The 19,906-nt window shown below is 65.1% G+C and carries 15 protein-coding genes and 1 pseudogene; 5 read left to right on the top strand and 11 right to left on the bottom strand.

The features are described 5' to 3' along the window. Window positions 1-103 precede the first annotated feature (103 nt). The 3 genes from F8197_RS14745 (at window position 104) to paoC (ending at window position 7,660) form a co-directional block, all read left to right on the top strand. Window positions 104-3,700 carry a TonB-dependent receptor gene (locus tag F8197_RS14745; RefSeq protein WP_193333438.1) on the top strand — a complete coding sequence of 1,199 codons (3,597 nt, stop codon included), beginning with the start codon at window positions 104-106 and terminating at the stop codon, window positions 3,698-3,700. A 166-nt stretch (window positions 3,701-3,866) separates the two neighbouring features. Then, window positions 3,867-5,249 (top strand): ATP-binding protein, encoded by a 1,383-nt coding sequence (locus F8197_RS14740; RefSeq protein ID WP_152882490.1) that lies wholly within the window; start codon window positions 3,867-3,869, stop codon window positions 5,247-5,249. A 218-nt stretch (window positions 5,250-5,467) separates the two neighbouring features. Then, window positions 5,468-7,660 (top strand): aldehyde oxidoreductase molybdenum-binding subunit PaoC, encoded by a 2,193-nt coding sequence (gene paoC / locus F8197_RS14735; RefSeq protein ID WP_152882488.1) that lies wholly within the window; start codon window positions 5,468-5,470, stop codon window positions 7,658-7,660. Here the strand turns inward: paoC and F8197_RS14730 are convergent. The 4 genes from F8197_RS14730 to F8197_RS14715 all read right to left on the bottom strand — a co-directional run bounded on the left by F8197_RS14730 (window position 7,626) and on the right by F8197_RS14715 (window position 11,863). Continuing rightward, window positions 7,626-9,032, bottom strand: coding sequence for a Dyp-type peroxidase (locus F8197_RS14730; RefSeq protein WP_152882486.1), 1,407 nt, complete (start codon window positions 9,030-9,032; stop codon window positions 7,626-7,628). The genes paoC and F8197_RS14730 overlap by 35 nt on opposite strands. After that, window positions 9,032-9,739: a hypothetical protein gene (locus F8197_RS14725; protein WP_152882485.1), complete on the bottom strand. Its 708-nt coding sequence runs from the start codon at window positions 9,737-9,739 to the stop codon at window positions 9,032-9,034. Before F8197_RS14725 ends, F8197_RS14730 begins: the two co-directional genes overlap by 1 nt. 10 nt (window positions 9,740-9,749) lie before the next feature. After that, on the bottom strand, window positions 9,750-10,835 hold the full coding sequence (locus F8197_RS14720) for a catalase family protein (RefSeq protein WP_373996882.1): 1,086 nt from the start codon (window positions 10,833-10,835) through the stop codon (window positions 9,750-9,752). 110 nt (window positions 10,836-10,945) lie between these two features. Next, window positions 10,946-11,863, bottom strand: a complete 918-nt coding sequence (locus F8197_RS14715; RefSeq protein ID WP_152882483.1) for an NADP-dependent oxidoreductase — start codon at window positions 11,861-11,863, stop codon at window positions 10,946-10,948. A 102-nt stretch (window positions 11,864-11,965) separates the two neighbouring features. Here F8197_RS14715 and F8197_RS14710 point away from each other — a divergent pair, with 102 nt between their 5' ends. Continuing rightward, window positions 11,966-12,736 carry a helix-turn-helix transcriptional regulator gene (locus F8197_RS14710; RefSeq protein WP_152882481.1) on the top strand — a complete coding sequence of 257 codons (771 nt, stop codon included), beginning with the start codon at window positions 11,966-11,968 and terminating at the stop codon, window positions 12,734-12,736. A 21-nt stretch (window positions 12,737-12,757) separates the two neighbouring features. Here F8197_RS14710 and F8197_RS14705 read toward each other — a convergent pair whose 3' ends face one another. Continuing rightward, window positions 12,758-13,339, bottom strand: a complete 582-nt coding sequence (locus F8197_RS14705; protein WP_152882479.1) for an O-methyltransferase — start codon at window positions 13,337-13,339, stop codon at window positions 12,758-12,760. Between the two features lie 93 nt (window positions 13,340-13,432). Beyond that, on the bottom strand, window positions 13,433-14,347 hold the full coding sequence (locus tag F8197_RS14700; RefSeq protein WP_152882477.1) for a LysR family transcriptional regulator: 915 nt from the start codon (window positions 14,345-14,347) through the stop codon (window positions 13,433-13,435). A 93-nt stretch (window positions 14,348-14,440) separates the two neighbouring features. On the opposite strand from F8197_RS14700, the gene F8197_RS14695 reads away from it, so the two are divergent. Next, window positions 14,441-14,881 (top strand): ester cyclase, encoded by a 441-nt coding sequence (locus tag F8197_RS14695; RefSeq protein ID WP_152882476.1) that lies wholly within the window; start codon window positions 14,441-14,443, stop codon window positions 14,879-14,881. Window positions 14,882-14,939: 58 nt separating this feature from the next. Here the strand turns inward: F8197_RS14695 and F8197_RS14690 are convergent, their stop codons facing one another. The 5 genes and pseudogenes from F8197_RS14690 to F8197_RS14670 all read right to left on the bottom strand — a co-directional run bounded on the left by F8197_RS14690 (window position 14,940) and on the right by F8197_RS14670 (window position 19,878). After that, entirely contained in the window at window positions 14,940-15,905 is a 966-nt protein-coding gene (locus F8197_RS14690; protein WP_227012258.1) for an alpha/beta hydrolase, read from the bottom strand. Beyond that, a pseudogene (locus F8197_RS14685) lies at window positions 15,895-16,020 on the bottom strand (transposase); the annotation flags it as partial. The pseudogene F8197_RS14685 and the gene F8197_RS14690, both read right to left, overlap by 11 nt. A 67-nt stretch (window positions 16,021-16,087) precedes the next feature. After that, window positions 16,088-16,300 carry a hypothetical protein gene (locus F8197_RS14680; RefSeq protein WP_152882474.1) on the bottom strand — a complete coding sequence of 71 codons (213 nt, stop codon included), beginning with the start codon at window positions 16,298-16,300 and terminating at the stop codon, window positions 16,088-16,090. 60 nt (window positions 16,301-16,360) lie between these two features. Next, window positions 16,361-17,299 carry a transglutaminase family protein gene (locus F8197_RS14675; protein WP_152882472.1) on the bottom strand — a complete coding sequence of 313 codons (939 nt, stop codon included), beginning with the start codon at window positions 17,297-17,299 and terminating at the stop codon, window positions 16,361-16,363. Beyond that, on the bottom strand, window positions 17,296-19,878 hold the full coding sequence (locus F8197_RS14670; RefSeq protein WP_193333437.1) for a circularly permuted type 2 ATP-grasp protein: 2,583 nt from the start codon (window positions 19,876-19,878) through the stop codon (window positions 17,296-17,298). The genes F8197_RS14675 and F8197_RS14670 overlap by 4 nt, the downstream gene beginning before the upstream one ends. Window positions 19,879-19,906: the final 28 nt, after the last annotated feature.

Genomic DNA, 19,906 nt, shown 5'->3' with positions numbered 1-19,906 from the left:
GCCGGCCACCGCCCGGTGGCCGGTATTTTTTCGCCAGGGACGGCCAGGCAGCAACAGCCAACCCGCGCCATCAGAGCGCTGGAGCACAACACCAGGAGACGAGATGAAAACCAACCACACAGCACCGTTGCCCCGTACCGCCCTCAACCTCGCGGTCGCCTCGGCATTGGTCTTGATGGCACCGCAGCACGCCGCCGCCCAGCAAGCCCCCGCGCAACCGGTGCAAACCGATGCCGACGCCGTCGTATCACGGGTATTGGTGGTAGGCACCCGCAAATCCGAACAGACGTCGAACGACGAGAAAAAGCACGCGCGCACGGCCAAGGACACCATCGTCGCCGACGACGTCGGTTCGTTCCCGGACCGTAACGTGGCCGAAGCGATCTCGCGCATTGCCGGCGTCTCGCTCGACCGCAACGACTTCGGCGAAGGCGATACCGTCAGCGTGCGCGGCAATACGGCGGACCTGACCCGCGTTGAAATCGACGGCATCGGCGTGGTATCGGGTGGTGGCACCGACTTGAACGGCGGCGGCGAAGGCCGCGGCGTGGCGCTGGCCGACATGCCGGCCGAACTGATTGCCAGCGTGGACGTGGTAAAGGGCGCCACTGCCGACATGACCGAAGGCTCGCTGGGCGGCAGCATCATCATCAAGACCCGCACCGGCCTCGATTTCGCCAAGCAGACCATCGTCGCCCGCGTGGCCGCCGAGCAGAATACACTGGCCAAAAAATGGACGCCCAGCCTGAACTTCATCTTTGCCGACAAATACCTGGGCGGCCGGCTCGGCATCGTTGCGAACATCACCAAGACCGACGCCCGCAACGAGGCGCACGGCGTGTCGCAAAACAGCGGCGCCACCGGCAGCTACCAGCGCGTGATCGACTTCGATAACTCTCCGGAAAAAACCTTCAGCTACACCCCGAGTGCGCTGTCGCAAAGCGACGCTGCATCGACCACGCCGCTGGCCAGCTGGGCGCGCAATGCCGCCTCGGGCGGCGGCCGCCTGAACTCCCTGTCGCCGCTGGAAATTCTGACCCGCTCGGCGGCGGCGCAAACCAAGGACCAGTGCTACGCCAGCATGCCGCTGCTGGTGGACGCCGACGTGCGGGGCTTGTCGTCTGCCGATGGCAGCCGCGCGCGCAACCAGCGCATCAACGAACTGCGCACCTGCCTGGGCCAGTGGAACGATTACTCGCCGTACCTGCTGCGTAACACCATCCGGCGCCAGCGCGACGAACGCCTGAACACCGACCTGCGCATGGACTTCAAGGTGAACAACAATCTCACCGTGTACGGTAAATTCAACCGCAACGAGCGCACGCTGGAAGAAGATATCCTCAACCTGAGCCTGGGCGACATCGGCTACAACGCCACCGGCAGCTTTACCGACAGCGCGGTGGTGAACGGGCGCACCGTGCGCGCCCCGGTGGCCAACTCCGGCTACTACTTCTTCAATACGCCCACCAATGCCGGCAGCAGCTCCACCTACCGGGGCCTGACCAACGGCCAGATGGTCAACATCATCCCGTCGTCGGTGAAGGTGGACGCCAACCACCACCTGGTGGGCTACACGCTGGCCAACGGCACCGCCAACACCGACCAGATCCTCACCCAGCTGAAAAACATCACCAAGACCGCCATCGTGGGCGGCACCTGGCGCAGCGACGGCTTGCGCGCGGAATTCCTCGGCGGGCGCACCAAGTCGGACTTCTATCGCTACGGCTGGCGTTCGAGCATCAGCACCAGCTACGGCCCGGTCGATGTGGCGGTGAGCCCGGTGGGCCTGTGGACGCATACCCCGGTCAACCCGAATTTCAACCAGGGCGACCCGGCCAACTACGGCCAGCTCAGTTCTGCGGGGGCCGGCATGCCGCTGCGCACCCCGGGTACGCTCGGCACCGCGCTCACGCTCGACAATCCGCGCTTCAATGCCATGAAGGAGGATATCTTCAAGACCGACCTGACCTACGCCATGGGCAAGCATGTGTCGTTCCTGCAGAACCTGAAATTCGGCGTCAATTATCGCAAGCAGAACAGCCAGTCCAATACCAGCGGCGGCCTTGTGGTCAGCACCAACCCGTCGGTCACCGTGCCCGACGTGGCGATCCGCAGCTTCTTCTACGGCTGCCAGGATACGCCGGCATCGCTGGGCACCGCGAACGCCTGCAAATATGGCGTCAATCCCGCCGCCACGGCAATCGCCAATCCGCGCGACGGCAAGGACGTGAGCATCGTCATGACGCCCACCGATTACAACAACCTGATCGCGCAAGTGCTCACGCGCCAGACCAATCCGTTCTTCGCCGGCGCCAAGGACCGTCCGAACACGCTGGTCAACAGCTGGACCGAGCTCGATCTGCGCAAGCTGTGGCAGCTGACCGGCGTGACCAATATGAACCCGCTCGACTGCCTGCGCGCATGCACTGGCACCGACGGCAAGGTGTATGCGCAACCGATCAACGAGGTGACGGAGAAGGTGACGGCCGGCTACCTGTCCACCGACTTCGCGTTCGACCGCTTTCCGTTCACCGAGCGTACTTTACCGTTCGGGCTGGAGCTGGAAGGGAACTTCGGCTGGCGCTACGTCAAGACCAACGTCAAGGGCACCAGCTCCACCACGTTCCAGGCGGTGACGCCCAACCCGGCCGGCGGCACGGTCACGTCGGCGTTCCGCCGCAACAGCGCGCTCGAACGCGACACCACCGACTTCATGCCGATCCTGAACCTGTCGCTGTGGCCGATCAAGGATGAACTGGTGCTGCGCTACAACCGCTCCAAGCAGATCGCCCGGGCGCCGGCCAGCCGCCTCACCGGATCGTCGGTGGTGTGCACCAACGACTACACCGACATCGACAGCGGCGAGGACGATGACGGCGGCACCATGAACTGCTCGGGTGTGATGGGCAACCCGGGCCTGCGTCCGCAGACCAATCTCAATCAGAACCTGTCGCTGGAATGGTATCCGAACCGCGACACCGTGCTCGGGGCTTCCACCTTCGTGTCCAAGGGTATCGTCGGTGCGGCGCAGCGCGTCAACGTGGTCAGCAAACCGTTTGCGGGCAGCGGCGAGAAAGATCCGCTGGGCGCCTCGCTGGAAGACGTGCAGTTCTCGTACTCGACCTGGGAAAACGGCCCCGCGCTCAAGAAGCGCGGCGTGGAGCTGACTGCCAAGACCGCGTTCACGTTCCTGCCGTCGGTGCTGCGCTACACCGGCATCAGCGCCAACTACACGCGGCTGCGCGCCACCAGCCTGGAAGGCCAGATTGTCGACCTGATGACGGGCGTGGCGCTGGAACCGGTGGGCCAGCAAAAGTATTCGTGGAACTCGTCGCTCTGGTATGACGATGGCGCGCTGCAAATGCGGGTGGCGCTGCAAGTGGTGACCGCCACCTTCAGCCGCATCGCCAGTGACGACAGCTTCTCGAACTTCCCGGCCACGTCGATCGCCTCACCAGGCGGCCTGCCGTATCAGCCGGGCGCCCCGGTGTTCCGCGACGGTCGCCGCTTCATCGACGCCAAGATCGGCTACAAGTTCAAGAACGGCGTGGAGATCTTCGCCGAGGCGCGCAACCTGGGCAAATCGACCGTGACCACCTCGCAAGGATCGTTCGCACCGTTTGCCGACGGCGTGCCGTCGCTGAACGGCTACACCTATGGCGGCGCGCGCTACCTGGTGGGGTTGGTGGCGCGGTACTGAGGCGCCTGATAACTGAACCGGAATACTGGAAATCCGCAACCTGGCTCGACACGCAATCTTCGTGACGGATCAGTGCGGCGCTGGCGCCGCAGTTCAACCCGATGCTAGTATCTACCCTTGGTCTCCCCGAAGAAAAGCTTGCGCCAACGGGAAGGATGAGTCTGGCATGAAAGAAGCCCACAACATCGAATGGAAGCAGTCCTGGCGGGATGAATACCTGAGGTGGATCTGCGGCTTCGCCAATGCCGATGGCGGTACGCTGGTCATCGGCAAGGGCGACAGCGGCGAGGTAGTGGGCGTGGCCAATGCATCGAGGCTGCTCGAAGACATCCCCAACAAGGTGCGCGATATCCTCGGCATTGTGGTGGCGGTGAATCTGCACACGCAAGATGGGCTCGACTGGCTGGAAATCGTGGTCGATCCCTATCCGAGTCCGATCAGCTACAAGGGCGAATACCACTTGCGCAGCGGCAGCACCAAGCAGGAGCTGCGTGGCGCTGCGCTGGACCGCTTTTTGCTGCGCAAACTGGGCAGGCATTGGGACGGTGTGCCGGTGCCTCATGTGGGCATGACGGACCTGGCGCCCGGTGCCATGCTGGCGTTCCGCAAGCTGGCGACCAAGAGTGGCCGCCTGACTTCGGAATCGCTGAACGAGGGCGATGCAGCGCTACTGGATAAGTTGCACTTGACCGAGGGGCACTATCTCAAGCGTGCCGCCACGCTGCTGTTCCATGCCGACCCTGAAAAGTTCACGACCGGCGCCTGCGTGAAAATCGGCTTCTTCCGCACCGATTCCGATTTGCTGTACCACGATCTGATCGAAGGCGACCTGTTTACACAAGTGGAAAAAACGCTCGACCTGCTGCTGACCAAGTACCTGCGGGCCGGGATTTCATACCAGGGTGCGCAGCGGCTGGAACGTTTTCCACTACCCGAGGCGGCTTTGCGCGAGGCCGTGATCAACGCCATCGCGCATAAGGACTACGGGGCTGCGATTCCTACCCAGATCAGCGTCTACGATCACAAGCTGATCATCTGGAACGCCGGTCTGCTGCCGCCGGACTGGTCGCTGGCACGGCTGATGGGCAAGCACTCGTCGCAACCGGCCAATCCGGACATTGCCCGCACCCTGTTCCTGGCGGGATTGATCGAATCGTGGGGGCGTGGGATCGATCTGATTCGCCGGGCGTGTGTTGCTGAAGGCACACCGGCGCCCAGGTTTGATTGTGACAGCACTGGGTTTTGGGTGGAGTTTCCGTTCTTGCAGACGGGGGGGAAATCATCGGGAGGCGCGGGCGAAGGAAAAAAGACTTCGGTTAAAACGCCTGTTAAAACGCCTGTTAAAACGCCTGTTAAAACGCCTGTTAAAACGGCGGAAGCCATCCTGTTATTTCTTGCAAAAAACCCAACTGTGAAGCTGGCGCAAGTGGCTGCCGGAATCGGTAAATCGCTCAGCGCGGTCCAGCGGGCCAGCGCCAAACTGGTCAAGGAAGGCAAGCTCAAATATGTCGGCCCGCAGAAGGGGGGCCATTGGAAAGTGTTGAGTTGAAATCAGCACGCAGGCTGGTAACGCTGGGCGCCATCTAGTATTGATGAGCCGAGCTTATAAGACTCTTCACATTTCACCTGCTATTCGCACGCTACGTTAGCCGCTAGAGTAGGACATTCACCCGGCCGAAAAGGAATCCGCATGAATGCCAGCGCAATCAAATTCACCCGCCGCGAGATGCTCAAGGCCGGCGTCGCCGCAGCCAGGAAGGCCAAGCGATGAAGTTCACCACGCCCGCAACCACCAACCCGATCGACCGCCTGAAGGTGGTGGGCCAACCCACCGTCCGCATCGACGGCCCGCTCAAGACCACCGGCACCGCGCCGTATGCCTACGAGCAGCGCGAACCGTCCGCCGGCGCCGCCTATGGCTACGTGGTGGGTGCTGCCATCGCCAGGGGCCGCATCGTCGCGCTCGATGTGGCCCGGGCGCGCGCCGCGCCGGGCGTGCTGGCCGTGATCACGGCGCAGGACGCGGGCCAACTCGATGTGGGTGGCTTTTACGTGGCGCGCGCGCTGGCCGGCCCGGACATCCAGCACTACCACCAGGCCGTGGCGCTGGTGGTGGCCGAGACGTTCGAGCAGGCCCGCGCGGCGGCGCAACTGGTGCAGCCGCGCTACGCGGCGACGGCGGGCGCGTTCGACCTGGCGGCCGAGCGCGAGAAAATCCCCGCGTCCGCACCGGTGCCGCCCGCGCGCGCGTCGGCCGTGGGCGACTTCGCCGGCGCTTTTGCCAATGCCGAGGTAACGGTGGACCAGATGTACACCACGCCGCACCATGCCCACGCCATGCTGGAACCGCACGCCACCATCGCCGCCTGGGACGGTGACAAGCTCACCCTGTGGACCGCGATCCAGCTGGTGGGCTGGGGACTGCGCGACATCGCCAAGATACTCGGCATACCAGAGGAGAACGTGCGCATCGTCGCGCCCTACATTGGCGGCGGTTTCGGCGGCAAGGGTTCGATCCTCAGCGATGCCGTGCTGGCGGCGCTGGCCGCGAAGCGCGTGGGCCGGCCGGTGAAGGTGACGCTGCAACGTCCGCTCATGTTCAACAACACCACGCACCGGGCCTCGACCATCCAGCGCATCCGCCTGGGCGCTACCAAAGCGGGGATGCTCACCGCCATCGGCCACGAAAGCTGGTCGGGCAACCTGGGCGACCGTCCCGAAGCATCGACTGCGCCCACGCGGCTGCTGTACGCGGGCGCCAACCGCATGACCAGGCTGGTGGTGGCGCACCTCGATCTGCCCGAAGCGAGCGCCATGCGCGCACCGGGCGAAATGCCGGGCATGATGACACTGGAAATCGCCATGGACGAACTGGCGGAAAAACTGGGCATGGACCCGGTGGCACTGCGGGTACTGAACGACACCCAGGTCGATCCGGAGTCGCCAGACAAGCCGTTTTCGCAACGCCAGCTGGTGGCGTGCCTGCAGCGTGGCGCCGAACAATTCGGCTGGGGTCGCCGCAGCGCCAGGCCGGCAACCCGGCGCGAAGGGCGCTGGCTGATCGGCATGGGCATGGCGTCCGCCATCCGTGGCGCGCCGGTCGTAAAATCGGCCGCACGCGTGCGGCTGGCAAAGAACGGCCGGCTCACGGTGGAAACCGACATGACCGATATCGGCACCGGCACCTACACCATCCTGGCGCAAACGGCGGCCGAGATGCTGGGCGTTGGACTCGACCAGGTGGACGTGCGCCTGGGCGATTCGCGCTTTCCGCAAGGCGCCGGCTCCGGTGGCCAGTTTGGCGCAGCGTCGTCGACGGCAGGCGTGTACGCGGCCTGCGTCAAGCTGCGCGAGCAGGTGGCCGCGCGGCTGGGATATAACGGCAGCGACGTCGAATTTGCCAACGGCCGCGTGCGCGCCGGCGGCAACAGCCGTCCCTTGCTTGATGCAGTGGCCGCCGGCGAGCTGGCCGGCGAGGACGCCATGGAATACGGCGACCTGTCCAAGCGCTTTGCCCAGCAAACCTTCGGCGCCCATTTCGTCGAGGTGGCGGTGGATGCCGACACCGGCGAAATCCGCATCCGCCGCATGCTGGCCGTGTGCGCGGCCGGGCGCATCATCAACCCCACTGCAGCGCGCAGCCAGATCATCGGCGCCATGACCATGGGCGCTGGCGCGGCGCTGATGGAAGACCTGGTGGTGGACAAGCGCGCCGGCTACTTCGTCAACCACGACCTGGCCGGCTACGAAGTGCCGGTCCACGCCGACATCCCGCACCAGGACGTGGTGTTCCTCGACGAAGTGGACGCCACCGCCGGCCCGCTCAAGGCCAAGGGAGTGGGAGAGCTGGGCATTACCGGCGTGCCGGCGGCCATCGCCAACGCGGTATATAACGCCACCGGCATCCGCGTGCGCGATTACCCGATCACGCTCGACAAGCTGCTGGATCGCTTGCCGTGACAGGATGGGGCGGCAGCGCTGCAATCCACCGCAGCGCGCCGAGCGACGGCATGAACAGGTACTCGCCGCCGCGCAGCCGGTTGAACGTGGTCACGCCGTCGATGCGGCGTCGCACCGGTTGCTGCGGGATGGTGAACGTGCCCGGCGCCTCGTGCAGACCCACCACCGGATCGCGTTCGGTACCGAGATCGATGAAGTTGCCACGATTGATCCATTCCTGCTGCAGGAACTCGATGGTGTCGTAGGCGCGCGCGCTGATGAAGATGAAGTAGATGCCGCGCTCGCCGTTGTCGTCCTGCGCGGTGAGCTCGCGGCGCCACTTGGGACCGTACGTGGACGAGCGCCGGATGATGCGGTGGATATTGACGTCGGTGAGGATGGACAGCTGGCTGTCGCGCGGATTGAGGCGGCGCATGTGCGATGCATGTGGGCAGACCAGCCCGCGAGGGTCTTGCGAGAAATCGAAGCCGTTGTTGCGCTGCGGGTCGGCGCCCAGCGCCGGATCGTCATGTTCGGGCGCCAGCGGCAGCGGCGCGCCGCTGCGCCAGCGTCCCACCAGCTTGGCGGCCAGCAGTTCTTCCTGCTCCTCGGACTGCGCCTGGCTGCGGACGAAATCGTTGAATGCGCCCGCCTGGCTTTCGTACTTGCGCAGCACCACGAACGAGCCGTTGCGGCCCAGTTCCGGCGGCTCGGGCATGGCGACCGGCTTGCCCGTCTCGCTGTTCTCGCCCAGAATGAATTCACCGGCCGCAATGGCGCGCTCCTGGCCTGGCAGCGGTTCCACGCCGCTGCCGGCCACCAGCGGCTGCGAGATCGAATCGCGGAAGCCGAACGGGTTTTTCGCTTCTTCGTCGGCGCCGAACGCGTGCTGGCCGATCAGCGTCACGCCGCTCGAGCGGTCCAGTTCAGCCATGGCCTTGTCCAGCGCTACCGCCAGCGCGGCATCGTCGCGCGCGTAAATGGTCAGGGCGATGTGGCAGGCGCCGGGTGCGAACGCATCGTCCCAGTGTTCGGGGGCGTTGCTGCCGGTGTCGCGCAGCTGTTCGGCGCGTTGCGCCATCCCTTGCTGGAATGGCAGCGGAAAGCTGTCGAGCGAATCTTGCGGCACGCCCAGCGCCTTCAGGCCCTGGAAGCTGATCGCAAGGCCCATCCAGGCATCGCGGTCGTCGGTCCAGCCGGCGGCCGACGGCACGTGGTCGGCCATGCGGCGCAGCAGGTCGCGGCCGCCGGCGGCGTCATCAATGTGCAGCATCGCGTGCACGCCCACGTACGGCTCGGGGCGCGAGCGCAGGATCAGGGCCTGGATGTCGTCGAGTGCCAGCGTGGTTTTATCGCCGATGATCCGGGTCCTGAGGTCGGTCAGTATGCTCATCAGTAATCGACTCCCTCTGGCTGGCTGATGGCCGCGCCCAGCTTTTCGAGCGCAGCGCGCGTGGCCTCGTCCTGCGGCGGATTGGCGCCCATCTCGTCGAGGAAGGCGGTCAGTGCGCGATCCATGCGCTGGAAGCGGCGCGTATCGACCACGGTCACCTGCGGGTTGGCGACGAACCAGCCGGCGGCATCGATCTGGTGGCCGGCGATGAAGTCTTTTACGCTCGGACTGTCGATGCCGGGCCAGCCTTCGATATTGGTAAACAACAGGTCCATCAGTTCGGGAATCTTGGTGGCGAAGTCATTGATGTAGCTATCCCAGTCGCCGTCATAGGTGGTGGCAAACAGGATGCGGGTGTCGTTGTCAAAAAAGACGAAGCGCATGTCGTGCAGGGTGGACACGCGCTGGGCGCCATCCATATTGCCGTTGGTGAGATCGAAAATGCGGCGCAGGCGCTCGGCGCCGCCGGGCTTGAGCGGCGCAATCGCAGTGAGCTCCGACACATTGCCCGACTGCTTGCCCGCGCGGCCGGCCGAATTGGCGGTGCCCTTCAAGTCGGGATTGTGCTTGCGCACCATGGCCTCCAAGGCGATTTTCGCCAGGTGCGGCGCGTCGTGTGCGACCGCGTCGATACGGCGGCGGATTGCCTCGAGCTTCGTTTCGTCGAGCAGGCGCGGGTCGCCCGTGTGTTCATTCGGATTGGTCATGATGGGGCCTTTAGTCGGGGATGTCGGAGGCTTGAACTGGTTCCACGCGCGGACGCGCGTTCATGGCGTGGCGGAACGCGGAGGAACGCTCATACGCCACGCGGCGCACGCGCATGATGGCGCCGAGCGGCTGGTGCGCGGCCACGCCATTCCACGGGTTGAACGACAGGCTGTCGTCACCGTACACCTGCCGTGCCGGATGCGCGGTGGACTGCGGCGCGAAGCGCAAGGTGGCGACTGGGACGTGCGGCGACAGTTCCTCGGGCCAGGCGATGGCCGCGTCTTCGACCGGCATGCGCTCGAGGTCCGCACACAGCTGCACCGACAGCGTGTACTCTGCGCCCTGCGTGGCGAAGTGTTCGGCGATCGCTTCGCGCATGCCGGCGTAGCCGATGTCGTCGATGTTCTTGCCGTGCAGTGCGCGCACGTTGCCGGACGATGGCGCGATCGACAGCTTGGCGATATGGTCGCCATAGCGCAGCGCGGCCTGGGTGTGGTACGTCTCGCCCAGCGGATGGTGGTTGTCGCGCGCCAGCCCGTCAAGGGTGGCGCCGGGTGTGCCGCCCAGGCTTTCCAGCACCTGCTTGGCGCCGTGCGCGGTGCCGGCCACCAGGCGCTGGAACGTGTCCGGCGCCTGGGCGTTGGCTTCCAGCAGTCCGAGCATGCGCTTGTACTTCGGCAGCGTGCCGAAGGCCAGGGCTGGGAAGTTCACCATCAGGAAATCCTGGTTGTGTCCTTCGATGTCGGCCACCAGGCGCTCGCCATCGACGCCGATGATCTTGAAGGCAAAGCCGCGCGCGGCCGGAATTTCGTCGGAATGAATGTCGCTGGGCGCCGACGACAGCCGCGCCACGATGGCGTACGTGCGCGGCACCGCGAACACGCCCTGGCGCAGCGCGGGCGGCAGGTTGTCATGGACGACCAGTTCGCCCTTGAGCAAGCCGTTGGACTTGGCATGGGCGTCGCGGATTGCGTGGCGATGACGCTCGAAAGCGCAGCGCGACGACGCGGCCATCTGCTCGACGATGCTGGCGATCAGTTGCTGCTCGTCGGGATCGATGACCTCGACGTCGGGAGTAAATCGGATGGGTGTCACGGAAACCTCGGCATTGAAAACAAAATAAAAGAACGACGGTGCTTTTTTATTTTATTAAAATACCATTGTTTTGCCGAGGTGGGCGGTACGATTGAGTGTGCTTGAGTCGTTTAACTACTGAGATCGAGCACGATCTTGCCGCGTGTGCGTCCGCCTTCCGACAGCGCGAACGCCTGCCTGACGGCAGCCAGCGGCAACACCGTGGCCACGTACGGCCGCAGTTTGTCCGTCTCCACCAGCGCGCGGATCGACGCCAGTTGCGCGGCGTCGGGCCGGCACTGCACGCGCGCCACGCCCACGCCGCGCTGGTGGTCCGCGTCGGCGGGAAACGCCACCGACGTCACCAGGAATCCGCCTGGCTTGAGCGTAGCGAAGGCGCGCTGGAAGGTCTCGCCACCGACCGTATCGAACACCACGTCCATGTCGCGCGCCGCCTCCTCGAACGGCTGCGCCGTATAGTCGATAAATTCGTCGGCACCGAGTCCACGCACGAACTGCTCGTTCGGTGCGGACGCCATCGCTGTCACGTGGGCGCCGGCCGCCCTGGCCAGTTGCACCGCCAGCGAGCCGACGCCGCCCGCGCCGCTGGTGATCAGGATGCGCTGGCCGGCGGCCAGCCCGGCCAGGTCGAACATGGCCTGCCATGCGGTCAGCGCTCCGAGCGGCACGGCGGCTGCCGCGATGAAGTCGAGGTTGGCGGGTTTGTGCGCCAGCTGATCCGCAGTGGCCACCACGTAGTCGGCAAAAGCGCCGGTCCTGACGATGCCGTAGACGGCGTCCCCCGCGTGGAACCGTTCGACGCCGGCGCCCACCGCCGCCACCGTCCCGCTCAATTCTCCGCCCAGGTGGATCGGCAGCGTCATGCCCATGCGCTGACCGGCGCCACTGCGGATCTTCCAGTCCACCGGGTTGACGCCTGCCGCATGGACCTTGATCAGGATCTCGCCCGGTTGTGGCTCCGGACGGGCGATGTCGATGATGCTTACTACGCTGTTGTCGCCGTATTCGTTGATTACGACTGCTTTCATAGTCCTGCTCCTGTGGGGTGATGGGTTCTCAAACACTGCTTGCCATGATAGGTGAACGGCTTTACGATGTGCCGCCAACCGGCATCGCTCACAGGCCAATCGATGCAAACACCCTATCAACCGCCATATGCGCTCGAACGCGGCTTCAAACCGCGCGGCGGCGGCGCGCCGATGCACGCGCACGATGAAGCGCAACTGACCTTTGCCGCCGCCGGCATGGTGCAGGTGCACACCGAGGCGGGCCGCTGGCTGGTGCCCGCCCAACTGGGCGTGTGGATTCCTGCTGGCGTGATGCACCGGGTGGAGGTGCTCACCGATGCCGAGCTGTGGATGGTGCATTGGGAACCCGCGGCCGCGCATGCGTGGGCGCCGCCAGCGCCGCTCGACCGCACGTTTGCGCTGCGCGTGACGCCGCTGATGCGCGCCTTGCTCGAGACGGCTTTTGGCGCCGCTGCGATGGGTCAGACTACCTCGCAGAAGACCGAACTGGTGGTCAGGTTGATGCTGCACGAGCTGACCGCCACCGCGCATGCGCCCACGTTTTTGCCGATGCCCACCAGCGCCGCAGGCCAGCGCATTGCTGCAGTCGCTGCAAGTGATTACCGCAACGCGCTGGGCGTGAACGAAGTGGCGGCGCGCGCCGCCACCTCGGTGCGCACGCTGAGCCGGCTGTTCATGGCGGAAACCGGGCTGACCTTCAAATTGTGGCGCCAGCGCGCGCGGATCGTCCAGGCGATGGACCGTTTGGGACGCGGCAAGACCATCGGCCAGGTAGCGTCGGAGCTGGGCTTCTCCAGTACCGCCTCGTTCTCGTGCGCGTTTCGCCAGGTGACCGACATGACGCCCACCGCCTTTGTGGGCGCCCCTGGTTGATGGCAGCAGCCTGCCGCCAGGTCAGGCTTTGACGGCGAGGAATTCGCCTTTCCCGACCGGCACCAAGCTGGTCGTAAAACCGCTGTCGGCGCGGACGGCGGCGGTGAAGTCGGCCATATCCTGCGGGTGCGACGTGGCGTTATCGACCACCAGCAAACCGCCCGGTCGCAACACGCGTTGCAGTTCCGGCCACCAGGCGAGATAAGCGCTGCGCAGCGAATCAAGGAACAGCAGGTCGTAAGCACCATCGTCCAGTTCGCGCAGGATCGCGCCGGCGTCGCCCTCGCGCTGGTCGATGCGGGCAGCCAGGCCGGCGCGCGCGAAATTGTCGCGTGCCAGGACGATCTTCGCGGGTGAACGTTCCACGGTCGTCACGGTACCGGTGGCGCCGGCGGCATCGGCCAGCCACAGCGTCGAATACCCGTTGGAAGTGCCGATTTCCAGGATGCGGCGCGCGCCCATGGTCTTTACAAGGACGGCGAGAAATTCGCCTGTGTCCGGCGTGATGTTGAGCATGCGGGTGTTATGTTTGGCGGCATCGCTGTCGTGCGTGTCGCCAAACGTTGCCAGTTCGTCGAGCAGGGTGGTCAACTGTGCGTCCATTGCGGTCTCCTGTGAGGTGGGTCTGAAAGTGCCCGGGAAGTCATGCTGCCACAAAGTGTCCGGCATCGCCATGGCGCGGGCACCAGCGTGCGGTCATTCGATTGCCGCCGACTGCTGCGCAATGAACTCCCGGAACCACGACTGCGCCGGATGCCGGTCGCTGCGCCGGTGCCACAGCAGGTGGAATACCATCGCAGGCAAGGCTACCGGTGGCGCGCACAGCGCCAGCCTGTGGTGGGCCAGCGCGTGCAGCGCCACCCGTTCGAGCAGTGTGGCGGCCATGCCGGTGCGCGCTACCACTTCGGGCACGGCAAAGACATGCGGCACGGTCAGGGCCAACTGGCGCTGCAAGCCCAGTTGAGCCAGCGCCTGGTCTACGATACCGTGCAGTTGTCCCTCGGGCGACACCAGCACGTGCTTGAAAGCGAGATAGGTGGGCAGGTCCATCGGGCCCGCTGCCGCCGGATGGTCGGCCGCGAAGATGGTGACAAATTCGTCGCGCAGCAGCGGGCGGGTGAGTATGCGACCGTCGGTAGCGGTGGGCGCCACACCGATGGCGGCGTCGATCAGGCCCGCGTCGAGCAGGTCGACAGCGGCATCGCGGTCGTTGAAGGCCACCACGTTGAGCATCGCGCCCGGCATGGCCCGTTGCAGCGCCTCCAGCAGCGCTGGCAGCAGGATCTGCGTCGGGTAATCCTGCAATCCCAGCTTGAACGTGACGGTCGCCGCCTGCGGATCGAACGCCGGTGGAGAGAACATCGCTGCTTCGATCATGGTCAGCGCCTGGGCGACGGGAATGGCCAGGTCGCGCGCGCGCGGCGTGGGCAGCAACCCGTCGGCACTGCGCTGGAACAGCGGGTCGCCCAGCAGCGTGCGCAGGCGCGATAGCGCAGCGCTCATTGCCGGCTGACTCACGCCCACCCGGGCCGCCGCCCGCGTGACGTTGCGCTCGTTGATCAGCGCGTCGAAGGCGACGAGCAAGTTCAGATCGATGCCATGAAAATCCATAAAACGAATAATTCTTTATAAAGGTTATTTGTTGGACTGATTGTAGGGCAAAGTCCACACTGGCGCTTCGCAAATCATCCCGGTAAGCCCATCATGACCACTTCAACCGACTTCTCCCCTCAACTGCGCGCCGAGCGCCTTGCCGTCGAAACCCTGTACCGTGCGTTCAGCGAGCAAACGCCCGACCTGGTCGATGCAGTACTGGCGTCCGACTGGGACGACATTCCGCTGGCGCCCGGCCAGGCGCCCGGACCGGCGGGCGTCAAAACCATCATCCGCATGCTCGGCGCGGCGTTCCCGGACGTGCAGATCACCGTCCACGACATGGTCCAGCAACCGGGCAAGGTTGGCGTGCGCGCCGAGATTTCCGGCACCCACCTGGGTGAACTGTTCGGCATCGCGCCGACCGGCAAGCAAGTGAACTTCCGGCTGCACGAGTTTCACACGCTGGCCGGTGGCGTGATTACCACGACATGGCATATGGAGGACTGGTTCGGCCTGTTCATGCAGCTGGGCCGCTTTCCGCCTGCTTGAAGTACCCGCAGATAAAGTTCGCGGATACCTTGGGGCTCACCAGCCGCCGCTAGCAGGGTTAGCGCGAGCCTTGCGTGCCCAGCATCAGTCTAAACGCCTTCAACGCCGCCGGATGGTAGATGGTGGCGTGGGTTTCGGTGGGCCAGCTCTCGAAGTCAAAGTGAAGGTTTTCCGTCTCGCCGAACGTCGCTGCAAGCACCGGCTGGTCAATGAACGACTGGCCATCTGCGCTCGAGCCGATGTATAAATTCTTCTGACGGCTCAACGTCAGCGGTTGCGCGGAAACCTGTTTGAGCAGCGCGCCATCGTTCCACCACAGGCTGGGATCGAGCGCGATATAGGTGTCGAACAAATCAGGCTCGCGCACCAGCGTCTCGACCACGAACAGGCCTCCCAGCGATTCGCCCACGATCGCCCGTTCCGCCGTGACCCGGTAACGCCGCGCCACCTGCGGCATCAGTTCGTTGCGGATGAAATCGCGAAAAGCCTGTGAACCCCCGACGCGCGGCGCGATGCTGCGGTCTTTTGCGACAGCAGTCGGACCGGTCAGATCGCGGCGCCGCTCTGTGTTTTCAACGCCAACCAGCAAAAAGGCGCGCATGGTCATGTTCGCGGCGCCCACCTGCAACAAACCGGCGACGTGCAAAAAATCCTCGGTCAGGCCGCCGTCCGGCATATATAGCACCGGCAGCGCCGCATCGGCAGGAACGCCCGCCGGACGATAAACATTGATGCGCCGCTTTTCCCCCAACACTTGCGAATCGATGAACCAGGTCTCGCCAATGACCAGTGGCGTTGATTCCGGCAGCGCTGGTGCGGCTGCGGCCGGTCCGAAGCACATGCATGTGACGAACAGAAGGGTTAATGCCCTGAACAAGTTAGTAGCCTGATTGGTGGTGTCAGTCGCCGATATTCGGAGGTAGAGACTTGTTAGCTTCATGGTTCTTTGAATGGTGATGGCGTGTCGGGAAGGTAGGGATTTGAGAAAATATTCGACGCTCGGCAAGGGCTTATAGGGACGCATCCATACCTCCGAAGTTGGCGCGCCACCTGTAGAACGTTGCCGTGCTTATGGCATGCTAGCGGCATAGCTCCGGGATCGGGGAGCCGGCTTCGGCCTGCTTCAGGATGGCGATCATTTGCAGGGGGGATTACCACCGTGCAAAAGATCGATAATGATATTACTGTCTAAAAGGACACGCATGCTCATTCGTCGCGCATTTCGCGTTCAAACTGCAATGCATCAAGCGGCAAAACATCCTTGCCCTTCAGCAGGCCGAACGCGGCTTCGATGGCTTGATCTAGCTGTGCCTTGGCGCTTTGCGTGGGGGCGGCGGTAATGGATGCTTCGGTGCGTTTTTTCTTTCGCGACGTGGGGGCGTCAACTGTTATTCCAGTTGCTCGTGTGAGTGCCGTCATGATTCACCTCTCTGAACATGTGCGGTTAGTCTACTCTAATGGATCGACCATGTCGCGCCCTCACACCCCACCCAACACCGGCAACGGCGTCACCGTCACCTGCACATCGAGATCCTGCCGGCCGCCACCGAGCACGATGCCGCGCATCGGGGTGACGTCGCTGAAGTCGCGGCCCCAGCCCAGCGTGATGTGTTCGTGCTGGACCAGGCAGCGGTTGGTCGGGTCGAAATCGACCCAGCCCAGCGCCGGGCAATATACCGAGACCCACGCGTGCGACGCGTCGGCGCCTACCAGGCGCGGCTTGCCTTCGGGCGGATGGGTGAGGATGTAGCCGCTGATGTAGCGCGCTGGCAGGCCGATGCTGCGCAGGCAGCCGATCATCAGTTGGGCAAAATCCTGGCATACGCCGCGTCGGCCGCTCAGCACCTGTTCCAGCGGTGTCGAAATCTCGGTGGCCTTGCTGTCGAATTCAAAGTCGTCGAAGATGCGCCGGGTCAGGTCGAGCGCCGCGTCAAGCTGGGGCCGGCCCGGGGTGAAGCTCACGCGCGCATAGGCTTCCAGTGCCGGGAACCAGTGCACGTGCGGCGACGCATACAGGTAGCGGCACGCCTCCAGCGTGGTAGCGCTCTTTTCCTTGCCCATCATGTCGCGCACGCTCTCCCATGGCAGCGAGGCCGCGATCTTTGCCAGGGTGGGGCGCGCGCGCAGCAGCACGGTCGATTCGGCATGCACCAGCAGGCTGTCGTGCGGCACCGTGAGCGCCACGTGGCGCACGGTGTTGCCGAAATAATCGAGGCCGTCGCGGCCTTCGGAGACCACCGGGTCGAGCCAGATCAGGTGCGACTCGGTATGCTGCCAGGCGAACGGGCGCGGCGTCATGTGCAGGTACTGCTGCGACAGCGAGACCGTGCTTTGATACTGGTAGCGCGTCTCGTGGACCACGCGGTACCGGGCGCAGGCTACGGCGCCGACCGGCCACTCATGCGTCGTCCCCGTCATGATGTACGCTTCCTTTGCCGGTCATTGTCGGTGTAGCTGAAAAACTGCACGCTGATATGTTCGGACAGTGCCGCGCTGGCGAGCTGGATCCGGCTCAGCAAGGCGGTCAGCATGACGTTGCCGTGGGTAAGGTCGGTGCAGGGCGTGAGGGCGCTCAATTCGGTGCGCAAGGGCGCCAGCAGGTCGGCGCCGCAGGGACCGTGGGTGTGGGCGATGCGGCGCAGCGTGCCGAGGATGCCGTCGATCTGGAACAGCACCGAGCGCGGATTGCTCTCGTCGCACAGCAGCAGGTCCAGCACCGGCAGCCACTCGGGCTGGGCGCGATAGCGGGCGCGGTAGGTGATGATGCTGTCGGACAGTTCGAGCAGCCATTCGAGGTTGCCATCCTGGTCCATCGCCAGTGCGCGCTGCAGCACTTCGCACTGGAATTGCAGCCGTTCCAGGCGGCGGCCGATCGACATGAAACGCCAACCGAGGTCGCGCGTCATGCCGTCGAGCGCAAAACCGGCCAGCATCATCAGCGAGGCGGCGGCGTCGTCGAGGATGGTCATCGCGGCCGACTGCGACGGCCGTTCGCCGGGGTGCACCGCCGGCTGCACCATGCGGTTCAGGGCGCGCCAGTTATCGACCGAAAAACGTTCGTGCAGCTGGCCGGCCACGCGGTGCAGCTGGCGCTGCTGGCGTGCCAGTCCGGGCACGTCGGGCGACACCACCGCCAGCAGCAGGGCCGCTTCGATTTCGGCATCGCTGAAGATGGTAGTGGGCGCCGCAATGGTTTGCGTCTGCGTCATCCCGCCCAGCGATTGCGACTGTGCCTGGGCTGGCGCCGGCTTCCTGGCCGCGTCGAGCAGCTGGAAGTGGATGCACAACGCCTCCACGGTGGCCCACTCGGCGCCGCGCTGGTCGAAGCGGACATTGAACAGGAAGTGCAGCGCCACCCGCAGCAGGCGGCCGATATTGTCGCAGCGTTCGGCGTGGCGGCCGTACCAGAGCAGGTTTTCCGCCACCCGGCTCGACAAATTGGTGTCTTCGCGCACCAGGTTGTCGCTGGTGATGCTGCGGTGCTGGGGACGGTGCACTTCCACCCGGGTGCGGGCCTGCACCCAGGTGTCCTTGCTGGCGCCGCCCATGTGCATGGTCAGCACGCGCGCATCGTGGCCGGTGGCCACCCGGGTCAGGCCGCCCGGCATCACCACGTAGCCGTTGGGCGTGGCGCAGGCGAACACGCGCAGACCGACGGCGCGCGCCTGCAAGCCGGATGTGAGGCCGCCTTTCCACACCGGCGCCTGCGACAGCCGCACCACTTCCTGGGCGATGAAATTGTTCGGGTCGGCGCGCAGCCCGGCGATAAAGGCTTCGCGCGCGGTGCCATCGAGGTCGCGGCCGAACACGGCCGACTGCGGGCGTTGCGCAAAACTGGGCTTGATTACCAGCCGGTCGAGCTTTTCGATCACTGCTTCCAGTGCGGCCGGCTCGCCGCACCACCAGGTGGCCACCGACGGCATTTTTAACGGTTCGCCCAGCAGGCGGCGCGACAGCGCCGGCAGGAAGCCGAGCAGGGCGCCCGATTCCAGCAGGCTGGATCCGAGGCTGTTGGCCACTACCACGTTGCCGCGCCGCGCCGCTTGCGTGAGGCCCGCCACGCCCAGCATCGAGCTGTCCAGTTCCAGCGGATCGCACGCTTCGTCGTCCACCCGGCGCAGGATCACATGCACGCGCTGCAGGCCGGCCAGGGTTTTCAGATAGACCACGCCGTCGCGCACGGTGAGGTCGCCGCCTTCCACCAGCGCCAGGCCCAGGTAGCGCGCAAGATAGGCTTGTTCGTAATAGCTGGCGGTGCGCGGACCGGCAGTGAGCAGCACGATCAGCGGCACGTCGCCGTCGCGCAGCGGCGCGGGCTTGTCGCCGCTGGCGGCGCACAGGCGGCCCCAGTGCAGCAGGCTGTCATGCATGGTACGGAAGAACTGCGACAGCGGCTGCACTTTGAGTTCGCGCAGCAGGTCGGGGAAGGTGGGCGAGATGATGGCGCGGTTTTCCAGCGCGTAGCCGGCACCCGACGGCGCTTGCGTGCGGTCGGCCACCACCCACCAGCGGCCATCGGGCGCGCGCGCCAGGTCCACCGCGTAGAAGTGCAGCGCGACGTTGTCGTGGTGGCGGATATCGTGGCATGGGCGCAGAAAGCCCGCGTGGCCGTGGATCAGCGCCGGCGGCAGCAGGCCTTCGCGCAACATCTGCTGCTTGCCGTAGACGTCACCGAGGATCTGGTTGAGCAGGGTGGCGCGCTGGATCACGGCCGCTTCGATCACGCTCCATTCGTCGGGCGGCAGGATCAGCGGCAGGGCGTTCAAATCCCATGGCCGCTGGCGGCCGTCGCGGTCGGCCGGCACGTTGTAGGTCACGCCGTTTTCCCGCACCTGGCGCTGCACCATCTCGTTGCGCTGGCGCATCATGCCTGGCGCTTCGTGCGCCAGGTTGTCCAGCATTGCGCGCCAGTGCGCGCGCGGCACCCTGGCCGCGTCCAGCATTTCGTCGAAGCTGTCGGGCGCGGCCAGGTAATGGGCTAGAAGGGGAGATGGCATGGGCGCGCGTACTACATGGAAAGCAGGT

Source organism: Duganella sp. FT27W (genome assembly GCF_009295655.1).
Classification (GTDB): domain Bacteria; phylum Pseudomonadota; class Gammaproteobacteria; order Burkholderiales; family Burkholderiaceae_D; genus Rugamonas; species Rugamonas zoogloeoides.
The sequence above is the reverse complement of the archived record's forward strand: the minus strand, read 5'-3'. Positions and strand labels throughout refer to the sequence as shown.

Bases quoted from the DNA above. Each gene is read 5' to 3' on its own strand.
- F8197_RS14705 (WP_152882479.1), bottom strand. From the start codon at position 13,339: ATGGACGCACAGTTGACCACCCTGCTCGACGAACTGGCAACGTTTGGC.
- F8197_RS14740 (WP_152882490.1), top strand. From the start codon at position 3,867: ATGAAAGAAGCCCACAACATCGAATGGAAGCAGTCCTGGCGGGATGAA.
- F8197_RS14715 (WP_152882483.1), bottom strand. From the start codon at position 11,863: ATGAAAGCAGTCGTAATCAACGAATACGGCGACAACAGCGTAGTAAGC.
- F8197_RS14680 (WP_152882474.1), bottom strand. From the start codon at position 16,300: ATGACGGCACTCACACGAGCAACTGGAATAACAGTTGACGCCCCCACG.
- F8197_RS14675 (WP_152882472.1), bottom strand. From the start codon at position 17,299: ATGACGGGGACGACGCATGAGTGGCCGGTCGGCGCCGTAGCCTGCGCC.
- F8197_RS14695 (WP_152882476.1), top strand. From the start codon at position 14,441: ATGACCACTTCAACCGACTTCTCCCCTCAACTGCGCGCCGAGCGCCTT.
- F8197_RS14690 (WP_227012258.1), bottom strand. From the start codon at position 15,905: ATGCGTCCCTATAAGCCCTTGCCGAGCGTCGAATATTTTCTCAAATCC.
- F8197_RS14725 (WP_152882485.1), bottom strand. From the start codon at position 9,739: ATGACCAATCCGAATGAACACACGGGCGACCCGCGCCTGCTCGACGAA.
- F8197_RS14710 (WP_152882481.1), top strand. From the start codon at position 11,966: ATGCAAACACCCTATCAACCGCCATATGCGCTCGAACGCGGCTTCAAA.
- F8197_RS14745 (WP_193333438.1), top strand. From the start codon at position 104: ATGAAAACCAACCACACAGCACCGTTGCCCCGTACCGCCCTCAACCTC.
- F8197_RS14670 (WP_193333437.1), bottom strand. From the start codon at position 19,878: ATGCCATCTCCCCTTCTAGCCCATTACCTGGCCGCGCCCGACAGCTTC.
- F8197_RS14730 (WP_152882486.1), bottom strand. From the start codon at position 9,032: ATGAGCATACTGACCGACCTCAGGACCCGGATCATCGGCGATAAAACC.
- F8197_RS14700 (WP_152882477.1), bottom strand. From the start codon at position 14,347: ATGGATTTTCATGGCATCGATCTGAACTTGCTCGTCGCCTTCGACGCG.
- paoC (WP_152882488.1), top strand. From the start codon at position 5,468: ATGAAGTTCACCACGCCCGCAACCACCAACCCGATCGACCGCCTGAAG.